Genomic DNA, 22,775 nt, shown 5'->3' with positions numbered 1-22,775 from the left:
CCCTACAATCACAAAGGATTACAATATAACACGCTAAAATCGCGGATTTAAACCCGTTTTCATTTTAACAATTAAATATAGCTGAGTTATTGATGAGCAAAAAATTACATATCAAAACTTGGGGCTGCCAAATGAACGAATATGATTCAAATAAAATGGCAGATCTCCTTGAGTCCACCCATGGTTTAACGCTAACCGAGAATGCTGAAGAAGCCGATATTTTATTATTAAATACTTGCTCTATTCGAGAAAAGGCCCAAGAAAAAGTCTTTCATCAACTAGGCCGTTGGAAAAATTTAAAACAACATAATCCTGATATTATTATTGGTGTTGGTGGTTGTGTGGCATCACAAGAAGGTGCGCATATTCGTAAACGTGCGCCTTTTGTCGATATTATTTTTGGCCCACAAACCTTTCACCGCTTACCTGAAATGATTGAACAAATTCGTAGTGGTAATGGTCATCATGTGGTTGATGTTAGTTTTCCTGAAATTGAAAAATTTGACCGTTTACCGGAACCGCGTAGTGAAGGTCCAACGGCTTTCGTTTCAATTATGGAAGGATGTAATAAATACTGTACTTATTGTGTAGTCCCTTACACCCGTGGTGAAGAGGTGAGTCGACCTTGTGATGATGTTATTTATGAAATAGCTCAACTTGCTGAACAAGGGGTGCGAGAAGTTAATTTGCTAGGTCAAAATGTCAATGCTTATCGTGGACCAACTTTTGATGGTGATATCTGTTCTTTTGCAGAACTATTACGTTTGGTTGCTGCTATTGATGGTATTGATCGTATTCGCTTTACAACCAGCCATCCAATTGAATTTACTGATGACATTATTGATGTCTATCGTGATACCCCAGAACTGGTTAACTTTTTACATTTACCGGTACAAAGTGGCTCTGACCGAGTTTTAAACTTAATGAAACGAACGCATACGGCAATTGAATATAAATCAATTATTCGTAAATTACGTAAAGTTCGCCCTGATATTCAAATTAGTTCAGACTTTATTGTTGGATTCCCTGGTGAGACTCAAGAAGATTTTGAACAAACCATGAAATTAATCGCTGATGTTAATTTCGATCTAAGTTACAGCTTTGTCTATTCAGCACGTCCAGGTACACCTGCTGCGGAAATGGAAGATAATGTTTCTGAAGATGAGAAAAAACAACGTCTCTATATTCTTCAAGAAAGAATCAATCAACAAGCGATGCAATTTAGTCGTCGTATGTTAAATACAGTACAACGTATTTTAGTTGAAGGCCCTTCTAAAAAGGATCTTATGGAGTTAACAGGGCGAACTGAAAACAATCGTATTGTCAATTTTGAAGGTCATCCGGACATGATAGGTAAATTTGTTGACGTTGAAATTACCGATGTTTATCCTAACTCATTACGTGGTAAAGTAGTGAGAACCGAAGATCAGATGGATCTACGGGTGAGTGAATCACCAATATCAGTTATTTCACGTACTCGTAAAGAAAATAATTTAGGCGTTGGTATTTATCAACCATAATTATAAAAAGTAGTGTAATTAAAATAATAATTAAAGATATTAATGGATAAGTAAGGAAAATAAAATGTTTATTATATTTGGTACCAAAGGACGTGAAGTCATTGAAAATACAGGGCAATTTAATTGCCCAAACTGTTGCTCTCAGCAATATATAACTGGCGATCAAAAACAGCAACAATATTCACAAATCAAAGTAGCTAAATATTTTACTCTCTTTTTTATCCCTATTTTTGATTATGAAACTTTAGGTCGATATATTAAGTGCCAACATTGTGATTCTGATTATAATGAAAAGGTTTTAGAGTACATTCCACCAACATTTGAACAGCAAGTTGCCTCTTTTGTTGAACAAGAGTTAAAAGGCGGTACGCCGATTACCATGGTTATAAATAAATTAAAAAGGCAAGGATTAGATAACGACCAAGCAACTAGCGCGGTGGATAATGTGGTTGGTGGCAATATAGTTACTTGCCATAATTGCAATATGGATTTCCTAAAAGGTATTGAAAAATGCTCTTTATGTGAAGGACGTATTGGTAGTTAAAATAAACAATTTGAGGACATAACATTGAATATTACGACATATGAAACAATGCTTGAACCAGCAGATAATCAGCGGCTTAATAGTCTTTGTGGTCCTTATGATGACAATATCAAACAACTTGAACGCCGATTGGGTATTGAAATAAATCATCGTGGTAATCTATTTGCTATTACTGGCGATGCTATTTGTGCGAAAGCGACAGCAGAAATTTTACAATCGCTTTATAAACAAACTAAAGTAAAAGATAAGATTATCGATATTGAGCCAGAACAGATTCATTTAATAATCAAAGAATCAGGTGTACTAGAAAAAGTTAGCGAGCACTTACCTTCGTATGTTGATCTGTATGGCAGTAAACAAGTGATGATAAAGACTAAGCGTGGTGTGATAAAACCACGCACCCCTAATCAAGCACAATATATTGCCCATGTATTAGATTATGATATTTCGTTTGGTATTGGTCCTGCTGGTACGGGTAAAACGTATTTAGCTGTTGCTGCTGCAGTTGATGCACTGGAAAAGCAACAAATTCGTCGAATCGTATTAACTCGCCCTGCGGTAGAGGCAGGTGAAAAACTTGGTTTTTTACCCGGTGATTTAAGTCAGAAAGTTGATCCTTACTTACGTCCACTTTACGATGCATTATTTGAAATGCTTGGTTTTGAAAAAGTCGAAAAACTGATTGAAAAAAGTGTTATTGAGGTTGCTCCATTAGCCTATATGCGTGGGCGAACTCTTAATGATGCCTTTATTATTCTTGATGAAAGCCAAAATACCACTATAGAACAAATGAAGATGTTTTTGACCCGCATTGGTTTTAACTCTAAAGCCGTAATCACTGGGGATATAACCCAAATTGATTTACCGCGTCATCAAAAGTCGGGATTACGTCACGCGATAGAAGTGTTAAGCGAGGTTGATGATATTAGTTTTAATTTTTTCAAGAGCGAAGATGTGGTTCGTCATCCTGTGGTGGCTAGAATTGTTAATGCTTATGAAAAATGGGAGCAACAAGAACACAAGCACCAGCAGTCATAAACAGAATTTAGAGGAGCTAGATTATCTCTATTTCAGGTAAAAATCTAAAAGGCAATATTCGCGATCACTCAGCAGAAACAAACTTATTTCTGCGTAGAGCACTGTTTGCGTTTGTGGTAATAATTCTATTAGTTTTTGTATTATTAGCCAATTTAGCTGATTTGCAAATTTTAAACTTTAGTTATTACAGTACTAAATCAAACAATAATCGTATTGAAATTATCCCAATTCCGCCTAGTCGCGGTATGATTTATGATCGTAATGGCACGCCATTGGCGATAAATAATATTACTTATCAACTTAATATAGTTCCTGATAAAACTAAAAACCTTAATGAACAGTTTGAACAGTTAAAAAAAATTGTTGATTTAACCGATGAAGATATCGAAAATTTTCAAAAGGAACGAAGAAATTATCGAGCTCATCGTCCAGTACCACTCAAAGAAAATTTAACTGATAAGCAGATTGCCCGTTTTATTGTTGATCAGCATCGTTTCCCATTTGTATCGATTGTTAAAATTCAACATCGATATTATCCATACGGTGCTTCGCTCACTCATATTCTTGGTTATATATCGAAAATAAACGCTCAAGATAAGCAACGCCTAGAGGAACAAAATAAAGCCAGTAATTATGTGGCCACATTTAATATTGGTAAAATGGGGATTGAAAGATATTACGAAGATGTTTTACATGGTACTGCTGGTAATGAAAAGGTTGAAGTAAATAGCCGAGGTCGTATTGTACGTTTACTTGAGCAGCATCCACCACAAGCGGGTGAAGATATTTATTTATCTATTAACCTTAAATTACAACTCTATATAGAATCGCTGCTCGCCGGTCGTAAAGCGTCAGTGGTGGCCATTGACCCTAATAATGGTGAAGTGTTGGCAATGGTTTCGACGCCAAGCTATGACTCAAATGATTTTGTTGGTGGAATTTCAAGTAAGAAATATAACGAGTTACTAAATGATCCAAGTAAACCTCTGTTTAATCGCGCCTTACTCGGTGCCTATCCACCTGCTTCAACAGTCAAACCGTTTATTTCAATAGCGGCATTAACTGAAGGCGTTGTTTCACCAAAAAGCGTGATTAATGATCCGGGTTGGTGGCAACTACCAGGTACAGAAAGGCGTTACCGAGACTGGTTAAAATGGGGACATGGTCGTGTCGATGTATTAAGAGCAATTGAAGAATCCGTTGATACTTATTTTTACCAAGTTGCTTATGATATGGGCATAGATCGTTTAAATTTATGGATGAAAAAATTTGGTTATGGTGAGCGAACTGGCATCGATATTTCTCCTAATGAAGAGTCACGTGCTGTTATGCCAAGTCGCGAATGGAAAATGAAACGCCATAAAAAATCGTGGTTACAAGGTGATACCATTCCAGTTGGTATTGGTCAAGGTTATTGGACAGCAACGCCAATGCAAATGGTTAAAGCATTGTCTATAATGATAAATAATGGTAAAACTTTTACGCCACACTTTTTATTATATAAAAAGAGTGACATTATTAATACCAATCAAAACCAACCAAAAATTGAACCATCAAAATATGTGGAAAACAACAGTCTTATTAATATTAATCCAGCCTACTGGGCATTAGCAAAAGAAGGTATGCATCGCGTTATGTTTGGTTCACATGGTACTGCACGAAAAGTTTATGCTGATGCTAAATATCAAGCTGCAGGTAAGTCTGGTACAGCTCAAGTTTATGGATTAAAAGAGAACGAAACCTATAATGCCAATCACATACCTGAACATTTACGTGATCATGCTTTATTTATTGCTTATGCACCTTATGATAAACCGAAAATAGCGTTGGCCATTGTTTTAGAAAACGGCGGCGGAGGTAGCTCCAACGGTGGTGCGGTCGCGCGTAAGATACTTGATTATTATCTGGAAGGTGATAATTCAGCAGAATTAAAAGATGACTCACCGAATATAGGACATGAAGATTAATTATGAGTAATATTAAGAGATCTTTTTGGCAAAAGATACATATTGATCCACTTTTTTGCTTATTTATCACCTTACTTCTTGGTTATAGTCTTTATATATTATGGAGCGCTAGTGGTCAAAGTATTGATATGATGCAAAAGCGGGTGATCCAAATAGTACTTGGTTTTTTTGCAATGATTGTCTTTGCTCAGTTTTCACCAAGAACCTATGAAAAGTGGGCGCCTTATCTCTATGTTGTTTGTATTATTATATTGTTATTGGTTGATATTTTTGGTTATACCAGTAAAGGGGCTCAACGTTGGTTAGATTTAGGTGTTATTCGCTTTCAACCTTCAGAAATAGCTAAAATAGCTGTGCCTTTAATGGTGGCTAAATTTATTCATCGTGATGGTTGTCCACCACCGCTAAAAACTACCGTACAAACATTAGCTATTATTGGTGTACCATCACTGTTAGTAGCAATGCAACCTGATTTGGGAACTGCTATTTTAATTATCATGTCGGGTATTTTTATTATCTTTTTGGCAGGAATTAATTGGCGATTTATTCTTTTTGCCTTGATATTGATCGCGATATTTTTACCGATTATGTGGTTCTACTTAATGCATGATTATCAACGTGAACGGGTTTTAACATTATTTAATCCTGAGCGTGATCCTAATGGTACAGGTTATCATATTCTCCAGTCTAAAACGGCAATTGGATCTGGTGGAATATGGGGTAAAGGTTGGCTGCAAGGTACGCAATCACAGTTAGAATTTTTACCAGAAAGACATACCGATTTTATTTTTTCAGTTATCGCAGAAGAATTTGGATTTATTGGTTCTATTATTTTGTTAGTCTTGTTTTTATGCTTAATTATACGTGGATTAATTATTGCTTCACGGGCACAAACGACCTTTGGGCGAATACTTTCTGGTGGCTTAATTTTAGTCTTTTTTGTCTACGTATTTATTAATATCGGTATGGTCAGTGGCATCTTACCAGTTGTTGGTGTACCATTACCATTAATAAGTTATGGTGGCTCATCATTAGTCGTTTTAATGGCAAGTTTTGGCATTATGATGTCTATTCACACACATCGATACATGTTATCTAAAAACATTTAACGGAATTTTTATCAATGAAAAAGAAATTTAAATTATCTTTTGGGTTATTGTCGCTCGCAATATGTTCTTCAGCCTCGGCGGAAATGATTTTTCCTATTCCTGCTATTCCACAATTAAATGCTGAAGCATATATCTTAATGGATGCCAAGTCTGGTGAAATCTTAGCGCAATACAATGCTGAACAACAGCGTGACCCAGCAAGCTTAACTAAAATGATGACCAGTTATGTTGTTGGTCAAGCTTTAGAATCCGGCAGAATTAAAAATGATGATATGGTTCTAGTTAGTAAAGATGCATGGGCAACAGGCAACCCAGCATTAAAAGGCTCGTCTTTAATGTTTTTAGAAGTTGGTAAAACTGTTCGGGTGTCAGATTTAAACAAAGGTATCATTATCCAATCAGGTAATGATGCGTGTATTGCTATGGCAGAGCATGTTGCTGGTAGCCAAGGTGCATTCGTTAATTTAATGAATGAATATGCAAAAAAAATTGGCTTACAACACACCCATTTTGAAACTGTACATGGTCTTGATGCGCCAGGTCAATATACAACTGCCAAAGATATGGCATTATTAGGTCAAGCTTTAATTCGTGACTTACCAACAGAATATGCTATTTATAAAGAAAAAGAATTTACCTATAATCTTTCTAAACCACAATTGAATCGTAATGGTTTACTATGGGATACTTCGTTAAATGTCGATGGCATTAAAACCGGGCATACTGCAGCGGCTGGTTATAATCTTGTAGCATCAGCAGTGGATGGCAACACCCGTTTAATTTCAGCGGTATTGGGCGGTCGAACATTTAAAGGTCGTGAAGAAGAAAGTAAAAAATTACTTACTTGGGGATTTCGCTTCTTTGAAACGGCAAATCCAGTAAAACCGAATGATCCATTAGTGAATAAGTCAGTTTGGTATGGTGATCAAAATGAAGTTAAACTCGGTTCCATCAATGGCGCATATATCACGGTGCCAAAAGGCCGTGCAGCGGATGTGAAAGTGCAATACAGCATTGATGATTATATTTATGCACCAATTAGCAAAGGTACGACGGTTGGTAAAATCCAATTTTTATTAGATGATAAAGTTATCAATGAACAACCTTTAGTTGCACTGGAAAATGTTGAAGAAACCGGATTCTTCGGCGGTATTTGGGATTGGATAAAATTACAATTCCATAAATTTTTTAATTAATTTGTTTTTTATAGCCGCTGTTTATCTTTTATTTGTGCAGCGGTTTTTCATTACTTGCTATAAGTAAATACTAACTCGATAACATTTGAATTACTGCTATTTTTGCCGTTAAAGAAAATGTTTCCTCTCCTCAACATTTTGCTAATAAATTGTATGATTTGCAACAAACATTAAGAATCAGATAAATTCGTTGATGCCACAAAAATAGAGGTATGAAGATTAAGCGATATTGCTAAATTATTAGTCAATCTATCTTTGTTGACTTTCTTTTCACTATATTTTGCCAAAAAAATTATAGATAGTCGTTAAGGTTTATCGACCTAGGAAGAAGGTTCACCAAGATAGAGCAAAATTCGCGACATTGAGGAAAAGATCTCTTCTAAAATTAATTCTACAAATGAAGGTAACACAGAAAATAAATAGGTTAACATTATTAACCCACATAATAATGTCAGTGGAAAACCGACCACAAAAATTGATAGCTGTGGTGTGATTCGATTTAATAAACCTAACGACAGGTTAATAATAAGTAATAGCGTCAGTAAAGGTAATGCCAACATAACACCGTTATTGAATAATAGACTTGTGGTTTCTATTAAAGCTAAATAGCCGTTTTCTTTTAACGGTGAAACACCAATAGGAATTATGCTAAAACTATTAGCTAAACCATAGATTAACCATAAATGGCCATCTAAACTTAAAAATACCAATAGGGCAGTAATATTAATTAAACGTGATAATACTGAGGTAGAAGGTCCGCCAACAGGATCATAAACCGTCGCCATGCCTAACCCCATTTGCATACCAATTAGTTCACCGGAAAACCTAACTGTCATAAAGGTGATTTGTATGGAATAACCAATTATGATGCCAATCATAATTTGTTGTCCAATGACCCAGATGCCCATTAGTGAATAAATGGTAAGATTATCGTCTAACTTTGGTAAAGGTAAAACAATCACAATCAGTATTGCTAAACCTATTTTGACACGGTTTGGTACTTCTCTTTCACCAGTAATAGGTGCGACCATAATTAAAGCTAAAATGCGGACAAAAGGAAGAAAACTTGATCTAACCCAAGAAAAATAATCAATATTCAAAAAATCCTGAATAGCTAAATCCATTGAAATTAACTTGTTAAGTTGGGTATATTCGTAATGACAAGGCTAATATAGTCGATCATTGTGGTTAGCATCGATGGACCTAAAATAATTAATACCACGATGACAGCTAAAATTTTTGGGATAAAAGTTAAGGTCATTTCATTAATTTGTGTTGCAGCTTGTAGTAAACTGACAATTAATCCTGTAATCAATGCCGCTAATAATAAAGGACCTGCAATTGATCCGGCAACTTTGATAGCTTGCATGGCGAAATGGCTAATAAATTCAGATTGCATATCGATCCCCTACTTTATCTTTGCTAACTAAAAAAGCTTTGAGCTAATGAACCTAACAATAGGTGCCAACCATCAGCTAATACAAACAGCATAATTTTAAAGGGTAGTGATACCGTTGCGGGTGGTACCATCATCATACCTAATGCCATTAAGGTACTAGCAACAACTAAATCAATTACCAAGAATGGAATAAAAAGCGTAAAACCAATTTGAAAGGCGGTTTTTAATTCACTTGCTACAAAAGCAGGAACTAAAATTCGCAGAGGGATTTCTTCTCGAGTTTGAATCTCAGAAGCATGGGACATATTTACAAATAATGCTAAATCACTTTCACGAGTCTGGGTTAGCATAAATTCGCGAAGCGGTTTAGTTGCCTCTTCTAGCCCTTCTTGCATAGTAATTTTTTGTTCTGAATAAGGAATATACGCGTTTTGATATATTTTATCTAGTGTTGGTGACATAATAAAAAATGTCATAAATAGCGCTATACCTAAAATTAATTGATTAGGTGGTGCTGATTGGGTGCCAAGTGCGCTACGTAATAACCCTAATACAATAATGATACGAGTAAAACTCGTCATTAATAACAGAATAATTGGGATAAAAGTCAGTAAAGTTAAAAAAACTAAGGTTTCAACAGGTAATGACCAATTTTGCCCATCTTGATTACCTGTTTGAGTAACAATCGTTAACGGTGATAATCCTGCGAAACTATATTGGCTAACAAACAATAAGCTTAGCAAAATAATATGTTTTAACCGCACGATTAGTTACTCCTTTTTGTCGCATTTAATACTGACTGCAATATCTGATTAAATGATTTGTTTTTTGATGTTTGCTCAACACCATTAGGTTCTGCTAATAACATTTCGGTACGTTCTTCATTTATAGTATGTAGTAATGTCATTTGCTGAGCAGTAACCCCAACAACCAGTAATTGATGGTCAACATAAACCAGAAGAATACGCTCTTTAGCACTTATATTGTATGTTGCTTTAACATCAATGAATTGCTTGGAAGACTTTCTCCAACCTGATCGTTTTAATATCCATCCTAAAAAAAAGATAACAGCAATAACACAAAAAAATGCCGAACCAATCTGACTATACAGACCTGATTCTATCGAAAAAGATGATAAGGTCTGAACATTGTTGGTTAAGGCAGGCTCTGTCATGGTTATCTCAACAATTATTTGTTTTTAACGGCTTAATCTACGTACGCGCTCAGATGGAGTCATAATATCGGTAATTCGTACCCCATAATTATCACCAACCACAACGATTTCACCTTGGGCAATTAAGTAACCATTAATAAGAATATCTAAAGGTTCGCCAGCTAAGCCATCTAAGGCAATAACTGAACCTTGTGTTAAATTTAATAAATCTTTAATGGTCATTTTGGTTCGACCAAGTTCAACACTTAGATTAACAGGAATATCTAAAATAAGATTGATATCTTGTTTTTTTATATCTGTTGGTTGCGGTGAAAGAGTTTCGAAAATAGCCTCTTTAGTTACTGACTCTTCATTAGCTACATTACTTGGTTGATTATCATCACCATTGTTTGGAATATCATTCATTGAACACTCCTTCATTCAATTGTTCTATAACTGGGTTGCTTATCTGTTCTACTTGGATTGCATATTGTCTGTTCACACTACCGTAATGACCTTTTAATACCGGAACACCACCAATGGTGACATCAAGGCTAGTTGGTTTTTCGATATCCAAAATATCGTTTACCTTTAAGGCCAATAATTTGGCAACTGTTGTTTGAATATTAGCAAAGTTAGCTACTAGCTCAACAGTTGATTGCTTAATACCGCTAGTCAGTGAACTCATCCAGACGTTATCATCTTGGCTAGTTTGATTTTCGCTCGGTGGCTTAATTAAAAGCTCTTTGATTGGCTCAATCATTGTATAAGGAATACAAATATAAAAATTGGCTTTAATGTTGCCAATTTCAACTAAAAATGTAGAGATTAATATAACATCATCGGGTGAACTGGTAATATTAGTAAATCTGCTTTCTACTTCTGAACGAATGTATTCTGTTTCAATATTGTAGACATCAATCCAAGAATTTTGGTAAGTAGTTAAGGCAAGATTTAACACTCGTCTAATGATTTCTTGTTCGGTGTGTGTATATTCTCGTTCTTTTTTATAAACATTAGATATATGTCCATCCCCACCAAAAAGTGTATCAACGACAATAAAAACCAATTCTGGTGAAAATGAAAATAAGCAACTTCCTCGTAAAGGGTTTAGATGAACTAAATTTAAATGATTGAGTGCCGAAACACTTGAAAACTCTTTAAACGTTTTCGATTCAATATGCGATGTAATAACATCGGTATTACGGCGTAATAAGTTAAATAATCCAATTCTAAACTGACGTGCAAAGCGTTCATTAATAATTTCTAACGCGGGTAATCGTTCAGGAATAAAGTTATGTTTAACTGATATATCATAAGGTTTAACTTCAGTCCGTTTACTTTGCGGTGAACGATAATTCTGCTCTGCATCATTGTTTATGCTTGCTGAATTTTCCTGTGAATACTCTGTTGAAGGTTCACTTATATCGGTATTAGATTGAAGATCATCAGACATGATAACTACCTTACAATAAAATCAGTAAATAAAACTTCATCAACTTGTACTGAACGTCTTGTATCATATTGGCGAGATAACGCCGCTTTTATCTGCTCTTGTAATTCAAGTTTGCCTGATTCTGTCTTTAAATTATTGATATACTGTTTAGAAGTTAACAGTAATACATTACTTCTTACTTCAGGTAGATAATCTAATAATATGTTCTTTTGTTCTTTATCAGCAACGCGTAACACAATACCAACATAAAGAATTTTATTGGTTTCTAAATTGTCTTCAGAAGGAGGTAGTGAAATTGTGAACGGTTTTAATGTTAAAAATACTGGTGACAACACTTCAGGCTCTAATTGGGCATTAGCCATATTTCTAGCTTGACTTTGTAACCATAAATAACCAGCGAAACCTGTTGCTACTAGCGTATTTAAAATAAGTATCACATTTAAAACACTTACTTTTTTATTTGTAGTTTCCATATTTATTATTGTCTCAATGAAATTTAACGAAATGTTTATAACTATCTAAATAATCAAAAAATTACTAAAATAATAAATCATGCTTTAATAATTAATTTGAAGAATAGGCAGTAAAAACATTACCTATTCAACCTTTTTGATATTTAGCTATCTAAATCTAATTCTCTCTTAAATACTATTATTTAGGCAAAAATACTTAATCCTGATTGAGTAACATTTGAACGATGTTCAGGTTTAGGTAAAGATTGATTTTTTTCATTTAATAACTGTTCTGTTTTAAATTGTTGTTCTTGTTTATATGGTGAAGACTGTTTGGAATCATTCATCATTGAAGAATCACTGATATCGGTCTGTTGTAATGTAATACCGTGTTCTTCCAATGAAGCTCTTAATTGTGGTAAAGCTGATTCTAAAACGTTTTTAACCATATTATGAGCAACAGCCATATGCAAGTTCATCTTGTCATCAATGATTGCTAATTTAATATGTAGTGAACCAAGTTCTTCCGGATGTAATTTTATTTCGGCATTTTGAATACCTTGACGGCAAATTAAACTAATTTTTTCATTTAATGCGGTTTGCCATTTAGTAATATCCATCGGCATCGGTAAATTTAAGTCTAATGTTGTCTGTTTTTCAACTAGTGGTGTTGACGTTGTTGATAGATTTTGACCATTTACCGCTGTTACTAATTCTGGTTCTTGGTTACTATTATTGATTTTGCTTTGTATAACTTGGTTTTCAAAAATTGAAGTTGAGGTAGATAATAGATTTTGACTATCTGGCTCTTGATTAGCATCGGCACTTTTACTATCAGTAGATTGTTTTTCAAAAAGCGATGCTGATGCAGGTAATAGATTTTGATTATTTTCCGCTGTTACTAATTCTGGTTTTTGGTTATTTTCCGCTGTTACTAATTCTGATTTTTGGTTACTACTGGCAATATTGCTATCAACCAACGTTGCCGATGTTTGGCTATTTTCTGGTGCAACTAATGCAGGATCTTGATTAGTATTATTAACCACTGTTGCAGATTTGGATAGTGGTGTTTGATCATTTCCGGCTGTTGCTAATACCGATTTCTGATTGTTATTAGCGCTATTGCTATCAAAAAGTTGCTTTTCAGTAATCGGTGTTGATGTGGATAATTGATTTTGATTACTTCCTGCTGTCACTAATGTTGGTTCTTGGTTGGTATTAGCGATATTGCTATCAAAAAGTTGCTTTTCAGCAATTGGCGTTGATGTAGATAATAGATTTTGGCTATTTCCTGATGCTACTAATGCTATTTCTTGATTAGAATTAATGATTTTGTTATCAGCAAGATTATTGGCAACGGTTTGTTGTAAATTGTTAAAGCTATTACTGCTTTGAGTCTTAGTAAGGTTGCTGTTTGGTAAAGTTTGATCTGCTTTTGCCGATTCAACTAAATTGATATTTTTTGAGGTCTTATGCTGATCATTTGCTTTGTTGATAAATTGTTCACTATTATTGATAGAAGTAAGGATCTCTGCCGCTTTTTGATCGATACTGGTTGGTTGTTTTACATTATTGGCAAGCTTGGCATCAAGAAGTAAATCATCAGCCTTAGTATTTCCTTTTAACAATGGTTTACTTTCATCTATCTGTTCAATAGTCTGTCTATTAGTGATAGATATTGTCGATTCTTGATCGGCTTGCAAATTAAGTGGTGATGCAAACAGCATGAATAATTCATCACTATTATTGCTATCTTCTTCTCTATTTAGCTTCTCTTTGAGTAAGTTTAAATTGATTAGTTTTTTATTGTCACTTAAATCTTGCTGTTTTTCAGTGAATTGTAACAATTGTCGAAAAAAATCGTCTTCAATAACAGATAACTCGCTGTCGTTAAATTCCAACGGCTGAGATGATATTAATGGTATATCGCTAAGTTTATTAATATTCATTCAAAATTCTCCTTGTTAACTGCTGTTGTGCAAATTCATCTGTTAATTTTTGTTGTAGACGACTTTGTTGTAACATTTGTTTTTTATCTTGTTTATCTAATAATGTGGTATAGGTCTTGAGGCTTTTTTGTGATTTATTAAGCTCATTAGTAATCTGTTTTTGTTTAATGTCTAAAGTTAATAATAGCTTTTTCTGTTGTGCTATTCCTAGCTCTATTGCCGAAAGAAACGAATTAAAATTACTTAGTTCCGCTCCTTTAATACCTTTCGATAAAGCGTCATTCAGGCGTTGTTGGTATTCTTCATAATAATCATTTAAAACATTAAGCTGTGATTGAGCATTACATTTGTTGTCGTGCGCATATTTTAATTTTATCAATTTGTCATCGACTGATTTTTCAGCTAACTTTTTTAATGTTAAAAAGGCAAATTTACTATTATATTGATTGTTCATTATTCTTTCCTAATTTGTCAGTTTGAATCTACAATACTGACTAATTGTTGATAAGCCTCTTGATAACTACAATGCTCATAAATACCTTGCTGTAAAAATTGCTGCATAGCAGGATAAAGTGATATGGCTTTATCTAATATAGGATCGGTTCCTGGTATATAAGCACCAACGTTAATTAAATCACGATTTCGTTGGAAGCTTGAAAATAGTTGTTTAAATACCCGTGATTTTTTTTCATCTTCTGGTTTAGTGAGATCTGTCATCACTCGGCTGATTGACGCTTCAATATCAATAGCAGGATAATGGCCTGATTCGGCAAGTGAACGGGATAAGACAATATGACCATCAAGGATCGCTCTGGCAGAATCAGCAATTGGATCTTGTTGATCATCACCTTCGGTTAACACGGTATAAAAAGCGGTAATAGCACCTTTACCTTTTGCATCATTACCGGCCCTTTCAACTAATGCAGGTAATTTGGCAAATACCGATGGTGGATAACCTTTAGTTGCTGGTGGTTCGCCGATTGCTAAGGCTATTTCACGTTGTGCCATGGCGTATCGAGTTAAGGAATCCATGATGAGTAAGACATTAAATCCTTGATCACGAAAATTTTCAGCGATTTTCGTGGCGTATGCTGCACCTTGTAAACGTAATAATGGCGATACATCGGCTGGTGCAGCAACAACGACTGAGCGTGCTAAACCTTCTTCACCTAAAATATTTTCAATAAAATCCTTTACTTCTCGGCCTCGTTCACCGATTAAACCAACCACTATTATATCGGCTTTGGTATATCGAGCCATCATGCCGAGCAAAACACTTTTACCCACACCAGAACCAGCAAAGAGTCCCATTCGCTGACCTTGCCCAACAGTTAATAAAGCATTAATTGCACGAATACCAACATCAAGAATTTGATGAATAGGAGCTCTTGTTAGTGGGTTGAGTGATTTATTGATTAAACCTTCATATTCAATATTTTCAGGTAGTGGTTTACCATCGAGAGGTTTTCCCATTGCATCAACAATTCGACCTAATAAACCGATACCTAAAGGTAAAACTTTGTGGCTAAAATGAGTTAAATCGTATCGTGATGTGTAAACTCTAGCATCTAATAATATGCCGTCGGTAGACTCAAATGGCATCAAATATAAAGTTTTTCCTTTAAAACCAATTACTTCACACTCAACAGCTTGGATGGTTCCATCTAATTGTCGTTCAACAAAACAGTTGGATCCTAATGGTAATTTTAGACCAACGGCTTCTAAAACTAGGCCAGAAGCTTTAACTAATCGACCATATTGGCGAATCAATGATGCAGATTGTAATTTCTGTTTCGCACTTTCAATTTTAGTTGCCCATTGTGTACAAAATTCCACTTTAATGCTCATCTCCATGCACACTATCTGAAATGATTTGCCAGTGAGTAGTTACACTGGCGTCGATTTCATTAGTTTGGGTAAATATTCTGCAACCACCCAATTCAATATTAGCATCAGCAATAAACTGCCATTCATTTTGTTGCAATTGCTCATCTATCAGTGGTTCAAGCCATAAAAAATCTTTTGGATTTACTTTTACCACAATTGGTGGATTAACAACAGTGTTTTGTTCAATTAATGATTTTATGGTATGCATTAATTGTCTTTGCTCAACTTCGGATAGAGAACCAATCGTCTTTTGGGCGGCGATTAAAGCTAAATCAAACAGTTTTGGTACAATTTTTTCATCAATTTGATTAATAGATTGTTGAAAACTATCTGCTAACATTTTGATTATATCTAAAGTTTTTAATTTTTCTTCGGTTAGTTGTTGCTCTATTTTTTCACGACCTTCCTGTTGACCAATTTCTAACCCTTGTTCGTAGCCGGCTTGTTTGCCCGCACTGAAGCCTTCTTGATAGGCTTCTTCTCTTACTTGTTGTTTAATATTTTCTAATTCTAGCACTATTTCAGGGCTATTAATATCAATAGCATCATCAGCCTCCTCTTGCATTTCTGCTTCAGGCTGATGCTCGCTCTCTTCCAACTCTTCCGTTTTTTGTTGGTTAGTTGATGATGCTGGTTGTTCGGTTAGCGCTAAATCTTGGAAGTGTAGCGGTTTCCAACTTGATGAATTATTTTGGTTATACATATTCTTCATCATCATTACTTAGTATTATCTCACCTGTTTCAGCTAAACGACGAGCAATTTCCAAAATTTTCTTCTGTTCAGATTCAACTTGTGATAAGCGTACAGGCGGTCTGTTTTGTAAATCTTCGCGCAATATCGACGCAGCACGTTGTGACATATTTGATAATATTTTTTCGCGTAATGGCTCTGTCGCACCCTTCATAGCAATGATTAAAGTTTCATTATCCACTTCTTTGATGAGACGTTGGATACTCTTATCATCAACATCAACCAGATTTTCAAACAAGAACATTTCATCAATAATTTTTTGTGAAAGTTCATCGTCATATTCACGTATCGCATTGATAACAAGTCCTTCTTGCTGCGATTTCATTAGATTAATGATTTCTGCTGCGGTGCGGATGCCACCCATATTGTTAAGCTTCACATTTTGTCCATGTAGTAAGGTTGATAATGATGTTGATAACACTTCTAATGCAGAAGGTTCTACCCCACCAAAGGTTGCAATACGTACCATTACGTCATTGCGTAAATCGTCATCAAATAGATTTAAAATATCAGCAGCTAATTCACGGTTCAAGTGAACTAATATAGTAGCAATAATTTGCGGATGTTCTTTCTCGATTAAATCAACAGCTTGAGCTGCTTCCACATAATTGAGCATTTTTAAACCATCTGTGGTATCTTCAATATTATTACCTAACAGTTCATCGAGTATATGACTAGCTTTTTCTGTGCCAAGTGATTTTTCAAGGATTGTTCGCAAATAACTGTTAGTGTCAGTATTTAATACAGCGCAATCATCAAGCGCGGTTTGACACTCATTAAGAATATTTTTAAGTTGTTCTTGAGTTAATTGTGGTAACCCCATCATGGCACTACTAATTTGTTGTACCTCTTTCTGATTTAAATATTGCATTACTTTTGCAGCTAACTCTTCACCTAAGATCATTAAAATTGTCGCTGCTTTTTGAGATTCAGTTAAACTCATTACTTGGTGTCCTTCTTATTCATCCAACCACGTATAATTAATGCCATTACGCGAGGATCTTTTTCGACAATTTTTCGAATGTATTGCTGTTGTTGCATATTATCTTCAAGAATTTTCTGTTGTAGTTTACTGTGAGCTTTATAATCAAGCTTATCTTCAGTTATTATTGGACTATCAACTGAGGTGTTATCAGTTTTAATAAGGTATTGTCTTTGGATTTTGAGCCATACCGAACGTAACACTTTACGCCATGCCAACCAAATAATGAAGATTAAAGTCAGATATTTTATTAGTGTTTTCAAAAAGTCGAAAACTTCATGTGATTGGAAAAATGGGGTCGTGTCGCTATCATCAATTTGATCAGTGAATTTCATATTAGCTACCGTTAATGAATCTCCACGCGAGTCAGAAAAGCCCATTGCTTGACGGGCAAGCGCTTCAATATGCGTTAGTTCTTTTTCATTTAATTTTACCCATTGATCGGTTGGGTAATTTTCGCTTTCTGAATTTTCTTCATTTAAAGATTCGGCTTCATCGGCTGTGATGAATTTATAATTAACTAAAACAGCTACTGATAAACGCTTGATACGTCCTTCTGGTATTTTGCTGTGAACAACTTGGCGATTAACTTCAAAATTCAACGTACTATTCGACTGTGAATGATACATTTTTTGTTTGCCGTCTTTATCATTTGCCGCTTCTCCATCAATTGGAGCACTTGGCGTCGGCACTGGTTGATTAGATAAAGCGCCTGGCACACCGCCTATAGTACCACTAGAAGCTATCTCTTGGTTCTGTACTTGTTGTTTACTGCGAATAGTCTGATGGGCTTCATCACTATTAGGATCATAGATTTCAGATGTTGATTCTTGGCGACTAAAATCAATCTCAGCATTGACTTGAACCTTAACATTCTGTTTACCTAAAATCGGTATAATAATTTTTTCTACTCGTTCACGGATTGAATTTTCAATACGTTCGCTGTACTCAAGTTGAGCAACATTAACAATAGCGTCACGGTATTTTTCACCCGTTAATAAATTACCGTTTTGATCGATGATAGTCACTTTATCCGCTTGTAGTTCCGGTACACTGCTCGAAACTAAATGAATAATGGCATCAATTTGGCCTTGTGATAAACTACGACCTGGTAATAACGTTAATGCGACTGATGCGGAAGGGAATTTTCTCTCTCTAACGAATAAAGAGGGTTTTGGCATTGCCAAATGGACTCTGGCATCATCAACACTACTGATGATTGAAATCGTTCTAGATAGTTCGCCTTCTAATGCTCGTTGATAGTTGATTTGTTCATTGAACTGACTCATGCCAAAACTTTCTTTGTCGAGTAGTTCAAAACCGATAGAGCCACCTTTTGGTAAGCCCATTTGAGCAACGCGTAGGCGAGTATCATAAATTTTATTTTCTGGAACTAAGATGGCAGTGCCTGAAGATGAAAATTTATAAGGAATATTCATCTTATCAAGTTGGCTAATAATTTCACCGCCATCTTTCTCATTTAAATTACTAAATAAGACACCATAATTATCGCTTTTAAGCCATAAATAGGCAATACTACTTATAGCAATTAAAACTACCCCTATAATAAGGAGAAGCATTTTTTGATTTTGTTTTAATTGATTGATAAACGGTAACTTATTCAATATTGATTCGCCTTTGTTACCCTCAGTCTGGCTATCCATATGTTTCCCAATTCTAAACAGGTTAGATTAATTCTATGGTTTATTATCTGTGTATTTAAAAAAATCAATAGCTAAAAAAGCACACTCTTTACCCTTTAGTTATCGCTTTTAGATTATTATCTTTATGATAATTTAGCTGCTAATCTGATTAAGAAGAATAAAAGTGAACTTTGTTATTATGAATAGTATCGAGGCTTTTAACCCTACAATATTAACCAATCTAGGTTTTTCAGCAGAACAACCAATAAACGACAAATATAGTTTTGTTGCTGAATTAAAAATGGCATTAGATAAAATAAGTCAAACACAAATAGAGGCTAATAAGCAAGCTAGAGCTTTTGAAATGGGAGAACCGAATATCTCATTGAATGAAGTTATGGTTAGTATGCAAAAGTCTTCTGTTTCTTTACAATTTGGTGTTCAAGTTCGTAATAAACTAGTGGCAGCATATCAAGAAATCATGAATATGAATGTTTAGATCTTTATTCGATTGGTAACGTTCAAGTTAATCGATAGTGTTTAGATTTAAATAGTATCATTAAAGCGTTGCCAATTTTTATAAAAATGTTGGTTTAATATGACTATTTTTATTGACTAAAAATAGTTAGTCTACTTCTCCTTCCCCCATCTTGTTGTAATTTAAATCTTTAATTTGTTTTTCATTTATATAAAGCTGATACGGATTGTGACGAATTTATCGTTATCGTATTTTAAAACAGTGATCTAAAATTAATAGCCTTTTTATTATTTTGTATATAATGGCTATAACTTGATCTTCATATAGATTTAATTGCAAATGATAGAAAAGGGTTGAAAAAAATAATAGTAGTTGTCGGTTAATTACTATTTAGTATATCAACTAATTAACAAATATAGGCTTGTGTGTCTGTATTTAAACTTTTGCTATGGCTAGTTATTTAAAAATTTAGTTATATCTTGTTATTTATCACGCCATATTTTTAGCAAGGGATCGAATGAAAGACTAATAAAAATACCTAAGATAAAAAGGGTTAAATAATTTATACAAAAGTAGAGCCTTTTGGGGATGTTATTATAGTGAAGCCCGTCACCACCTGTTGTGTCTATTAAAATATGTAAATTATTGTGAAGTATTTTTATTATTGGTATGAGTAAGGGCATGCTTCAACTTAATTAAAATTGATAAATAAAAAAGTTTGAGGAAAAGGATATTAGCTCACGAAAATAACTCAAAAACCTTTTCCTCAATAATATGTTATCTATTTTTAATTAGTTAACTAATTAAGTCAATGGTATTAACTTATACTAAGTTAGCTATTTTTTGATAACTATCTATTTTAGTTTGATAATCAACTTGTTCACCAATCAGTTCAGCCAGTTCACTATGCCGCCTATGAATTAACTTTTCTAGTTGCAGTTGGCAGCTAAGGATATTCTTGATATACATTCGAATACTATCTTGCTGCGATGATGGTATATCATTAATAAGATTTATATCATCATTTAGCTGGATATTTTCGGCTAATTGATGATATTTAGCTTGTAAATTAATTAATGATTCCCAGTTTTCTTGTTGCGCATTCTCTAGCATCTGTTCAACAACATAATTAAGTTGTTCATATTGTTCTAATAATAAATTGGCATTCAAAACTGATACTCTCATTATTCTGCTATTTTTCGCCAAGCTTGCGCAATGTTATCAAGCAAATCGAAACAAAGTTGTAGTTTTTGTTTATCACTGTGTAAATTAGCCAAAACCAGTTGCTGAATAATATAGTGATACAACTCATCTAAATTTTCAGCAATTTCACCGCCTTTTTCTAAATCAAGGCAACTCTTAAGTCCATTATCAATGATATTAATTGCTTTTGAAATGGCTTCTCCTTTACCAGCAATATCACCCTTTTCTATATATAAACCAGCTAATTGTATGGCATTAAGAGCGGCGTCAAATAACAAAACAATAAGCTGGTGAGGCGAAGATTGACTAACACTGGTTTCTAAATCAACTTCTTTATAAGCTTGAGATCCCATTTTATACATTGTGTTATCCTTTATTTTTTCATATTCGCCATCATATCAAATTGGGAAGTTAAGTAAGTACTCAAACTATTTAATTCATTGATTAATACATCTAATCGAGTAAATTGCGTGCGATAAATATCAACGGTTTTATTAATGGAGTCATTGATCTGCTCATAGCGTTTATCTAATGATTTTAAGGTGCTATTTAAACCATTAGTTGCATTATCAATCGTACCATTTTTGTCGATGAAGCTACTGACTTTAGCAAAAATTTCGTTAGCTATACCCGTTTCACCATTACCGGTAAATAAAGTTGCTACCGCTTCACTGTTTTCCTTAAGCACTTGTTCTAGCTGGTTTTCTTTAATAACCAAATTACCATTGTTGTCCATATTTATACCAATTTGAGCCAATACTGAAAATTCACCAGTTTGACCTTTAGCAAATATTGAACGAATACTTTGATCTATGTTACGTAGTGTTGAATTACCAATCAGTGGACCATTATCATCATTCAATTTATCTGAATTGGCCTCACTAGGAGTAAATTTAGTTAAGGTTGATATGGTTGATTTTAACTGATTAAAAGCCTCCACCCACTCTTTAAGTGCCACTTGAGCTTTTTCATTATCGGCCGTGATAGTTAAATTTTGTGGGGTGGTTGTTACCGCTTTTAAGTTGATATCAACACCAGGAATAACATCTTTAACTGTATTGGAACTACTATTAATAGCAATACCGTTAAAGTTAAATTTGGCATTTTTCGCTTCAACTACCTGACTCATTGCCGATGTACTTGGTTGATTAATATCAAAACCAATTAATGAATTGAGGTTACTATCATCTGATGATATAGACGTGATGGCTTGTTGTTCGCCGGTTTCTTTCGATGTGATAACTAGCTGATAACTATTGGTTCCTGAACGTACAATCGTCGCATTTACGGTTGAATCACTGGTTGAACCATCTGCATTAACAATCTGGGCTTGATTAATTGCGTTAGCTATTGATTCTAAAGAAGTTTCATTTTCAGCTAATGAGATATCTAACCGGTTGCCATTGGCTTGTTGAATGGTGATTGTGCGTGTTGCGTTATTATTGCCTAATGCGGTATTTTTATCATTAACGGCGTTGGTGGAAATGCTGTGAGCTGTGGCAAGTTGTTCCACATTAATCACATAATTACCTAATTGTGCATTGCTACTTACAGTACTAGTAAAGTAGTTATCACTGCCTACCACTGTGCGCGCTTGGAAGAGCTCTTTTTTTTGCAATTTTGCAGTTGCACTGTTGAATGTTGATAGTGCACTTTTTAATTTACCAAAGCCACTTATTTTATTATTAACTGTTTTTTGTTGTGCTTTTACTGGGGCTAGGCGATTTTTTTCAGCAGCTTCTAATTTATCTAATATTTCATTTAAATCTAAACCAGAACCAACTCCTAATAAATTCATTGCCATGATTAATTATCCTATTGTGAATTCTTGTATCCCTCAAATTATCGACCAGAATTATAAAAAGTTTAGTTTGGATAGTAAATTTATTAATAAGGAAAGAAAAAATGGTGATTGCTTAGTAAAAAAGTGTTTATTTTTTTAGTAAGTAAAATTTAAATAACAATATGAATTTTATTAATAATATTATTAATTTGGCTGCTGATTTTTGCGGATTAAATCTATTCGAGCTAAAAAATATTAAAGTTTC

The 22,775-nt window shown here is 34.3% G+C and carries 22 protein-coding genes and 1 pseudogene; 7 read left to right on the top strand and 16 right to left on the bottom strand.

The genetic code is table 11. The features are described 5' to 3' along the window. Positions 1-92: 92 nt before the first annotated feature. The 6 genes from miaB to DKK70_RS16280 all read left to right on the top strand — a co-directional run bounded on the left by miaB (position 93) and on the right by DKK70_RS16280 (position 7,374). On the top strand, positions 93-1,520 hold the full coding sequence (gene miaB / locus DKK70_RS16305) for a tRNA (N6-isopentenyl adenosine(37)-C2)-methylthiotransferase MiaB (protein WP_110434927.1): 1,428 nt from the start codon (positions 93-95) through the stop codon (positions 1,518-1,520). Positions 1,521-1,584: 64 nt separating this feature from the next. Continuing rightward, positions 1,585-2,064, top strand: coding sequence for a zinc-ribbon domain-containing protein (locus DKK70_RS16300; RefSeq protein ID WP_110434926.1), 480 nt, complete (start codon positions 1,585-1,587; stop codon positions 2,062-2,064). Between the two features lie 24 nt (positions 2,065-2,088). Continuing rightward, a complete protein-coding gene (locus DKK70_RS16295) occupies positions 2,089-3,102 on the top strand; it encodes a PhoH family protein (RefSeq protein WP_110434925.1) in 1,014 nt (337 codons plus the stop codon). A gap of 29 nt (positions 3,103-3,131) precedes the next feature. Further along, the gene (mrdA, locus tag DKK70_RS16290) at positions 3,132-5,069 is read left to right on the top strand and encodes a penicillin-binding protein 2 (protein WP_110434924.1); all 1,938 of its coding nucleotides are present in this window, start codon (positions 3,132-3,134) and stop codon (positions 5,067-5,069) included. Positions 5,070-5,071: 2 nt separating this feature from the next. Further along, on the top strand, positions 5,072-6,178 hold the full coding sequence (mrdB, locus tag DKK70_RS16285) for a peptidoglycan glycosyltransferase MrdB (RefSeq protein WP_110434923.1): 1,107 nt from the start codon (positions 5,072-5,074) through the stop codon (positions 6,176-6,178). Positions 6,179-6,192: 14 nt separating this feature from the next. Next, positions 6,193-7,374 carry a serine hydrolase gene (locus DKK70_RS16280; protein ID WP_110434922.1) on the top strand — a complete coding sequence of 394 codons (1,182 nt, stop codon included), beginning with the start codon at positions 6,193-6,195 and terminating at the stop codon, positions 7,372-7,374. 320 nt (positions 7,375-7,694) lie between these two features. Here DKK70_RS16280 and fliR read toward each other — a convergent pair whose 3' ends face one another. From fliR to fliF, 13 genes and pseudogenes are all read right to left on the bottom strand, one after another. Next, the gene (gene fliR, locus DKK70_RS16275; protein WP_110434921.1) at positions 7,695-8,498 is read right to left on the bottom strand and encodes a flagellar biosynthetic protein FliR; all 804 of its coding nucleotides are present in this window, start codon (positions 8,496-8,498) and stop codon (positions 7,695-7,697) included. A gap of 5 nt (positions 8,499-8,503) precedes the next feature. After that, complete coding sequence (gene fliQ / locus DKK70_RS16270; protein ID WP_110434920.1) at positions 8,504-8,773, bottom strand: flagellar biosynthesis protein FliQ; 270 nt, start codon at positions 8,771-8,773, stop codon at positions 8,504-8,506. 23 nt (positions 8,774-8,796) lie between these two features. Next, on the bottom strand, positions 8,797-9,537 hold the full coding sequence (fliP, locus tag DKK70_RS16265) for a flagellar type III secretion system pore protein FliP (protein WP_110434919.1): 741 nt from the start codon (positions 9,535-9,537) through the stop codon (positions 8,797-8,799). Positions 9,538-9,539: 2 nt separating this feature from the next. Continuing rightward, on the bottom strand, positions 9,540-9,947 hold the full coding sequence (gene fliO, locus DKK70_RS16260; protein WP_110434918.1) for a flagellar biosynthetic protein FliO: 408 nt from the start codon (positions 9,945-9,947) through the stop codon (positions 9,540-9,542). 24 nt (positions 9,948-9,971) lie between these two features. After that, positions 9,972-10,235, bottom strand: a pseudogene (gene fliN / locus DKK70_RS16255) (flagellar motor switch protein FliN); the annotation flags it as partial. A gap of 109 nt (positions 10,236-10,344) precedes the next feature. Further along, the gene (gene fliM / locus DKK70_RS16250) at positions 10,345-11,382 is read right to left on the bottom strand and encodes a flagellar motor switch protein FliM (RefSeq protein ID WP_110434916.1); all 1,038 of its coding nucleotides are present in this window, start codon (positions 11,380-11,382) and stop codon (positions 10,345-10,347) included. A 5-nt stretch (positions 11,383-11,387) separates the two neighbouring features. Beyond that, positions 11,388-11,855, bottom strand: a complete 468-nt coding sequence (locus DKK70_RS16245) for a flagellar basal body-associated FliL family protein (protein WP_034883540.1) — start codon at positions 11,853-11,855, stop codon at positions 11,388-11,390. Positions 11,856-12,037: 182 nt separating this feature from the next. Beyond that, positions 12,038-13,783 carry a flagellar hook-length control protein FliK gene (locus tag DKK70_RS16240; protein ID WP_110434915.1) on the bottom strand — a complete coding sequence of 582 codons (1,746 nt, stop codon included), beginning with the start codon at positions 13,781-13,783 and terminating at the stop codon, positions 12,038-12,040. Then, on the bottom strand, positions 13,773-14,237 hold the full coding sequence (fliJ, locus tag DKK70_RS16235) for a flagellar export protein FliJ (protein WP_110434914.1): 465 nt from the start codon (positions 14,235-14,237) through the stop codon (positions 13,773-13,775). The genes DKK70_RS16240 and fliJ overlap by 11 nt, the downstream gene beginning before the upstream one ends. Before the next feature lie 17 nt (positions 14,238-14,254). Then, a complete protein-coding gene (gene fliI / locus DKK70_RS16230; RefSeq protein WP_110434913.1) occupies positions 14,255-15,631 on the bottom strand; it encodes a flagellar protein export ATPase FliI in 1,377 nt (458 codons plus the stop codon). Continuing rightward, a complete protein-coding gene (locus DKK70_RS16225; RefSeq protein WP_181416037.1) occupies positions 15,621-16,373 on the bottom strand; it encodes a FliH/SctL family protein in 753 nt (250 codons plus the stop codon). The genes fliI and DKK70_RS16225 overlap by 11 nt, the downstream gene beginning before the upstream one ends. Next, positions 16,366-17,364, bottom strand: coding sequence for a flagellar motor switch protein FliG (gene fliG, locus DKK70_RS16220; RefSeq protein WP_110434911.1), 999 nt, complete (start codon positions 17,362-17,364; stop codon positions 16,366-16,368). Before fliG ends, DKK70_RS16225 begins: the two co-directional genes overlap by 8 nt. Beyond that, a complete protein-coding gene (gene fliF, locus DKK70_RS16215; protein WP_110434910.1) occupies positions 17,364-19,067 on the bottom strand; it encodes a flagellar basal-body MS-ring/collar protein FliF in 1,704 nt (567 codons plus the stop codon). Before fliF ends, fliG begins: the two co-directional genes overlap by 1 nt. 178 nt (positions 19,068-19,245) lie before the next feature. Here fliF and fliE point away from each other — a divergent pair, with 178 nt between their 5' ends. After that, positions 19,246-19,545 (top strand): flagellar hook-basal body complex protein FliE, encoded by a 300-nt coding sequence (fliE, locus tag DKK70_RS16210; protein WP_110434909.1) that lies wholly within the window; start codon positions 19,246-19,248, stop codon positions 19,543-19,545. Positions 19,546-20,346: 801 nt separating this feature from the next. Here the strand turns inward: fliE and fliT are convergent. Genes fliT through fliD form a run of 3 tightly spaced genes read right to left on the bottom strand, consistent with a single transcriptional unit; the run spans position 20,347 to position 22,531 of the window. Then, entirely contained in the window at positions 20,347-20,709 is a 363-nt protein-coding gene (gene fliT, locus DKK70_RS16205) for a flagellar protein FliT (protein WP_110434908.1), read from the bottom strand. Further along, a complete protein-coding gene (fliS, locus tag DKK70_RS16200; protein WP_110434907.1) occupies positions 20,709-21,089 on the bottom strand; it encodes a flagellar export chaperone FliS in 381 nt (126 codons plus the stop codon). The genes fliT and fliS overlap by 1 nt, the downstream gene beginning before the upstream one ends. Positions 21,090-21,100: 11 nt before the next feature. Beyond that, positions 21,101-22,531: a flagellar filament capping protein FliD gene (gene fliD / locus DKK70_RS16195; RefSeq protein WP_110434906.1), complete on the bottom strand. Its 1,431-nt coding sequence runs from the start codon at positions 22,529-22,531 to the stop codon at positions 21,101-21,103. Positions 22,532-22,775 lie beyond the last annotated feature (244 nt).

This window comes from Gilliamella apicola (assembly GCF_003202655.1).
GTDB classification, from domain to species: domain Bacteria; phylum Pseudomonadota; class Gammaproteobacteria; order Enterobacterales; family Orbaceae; genus Gilliamella; species Gilliamella apicola_R.
This window is presented reverse-complemented; position numbering and strand designations above follow the sequence as displayed.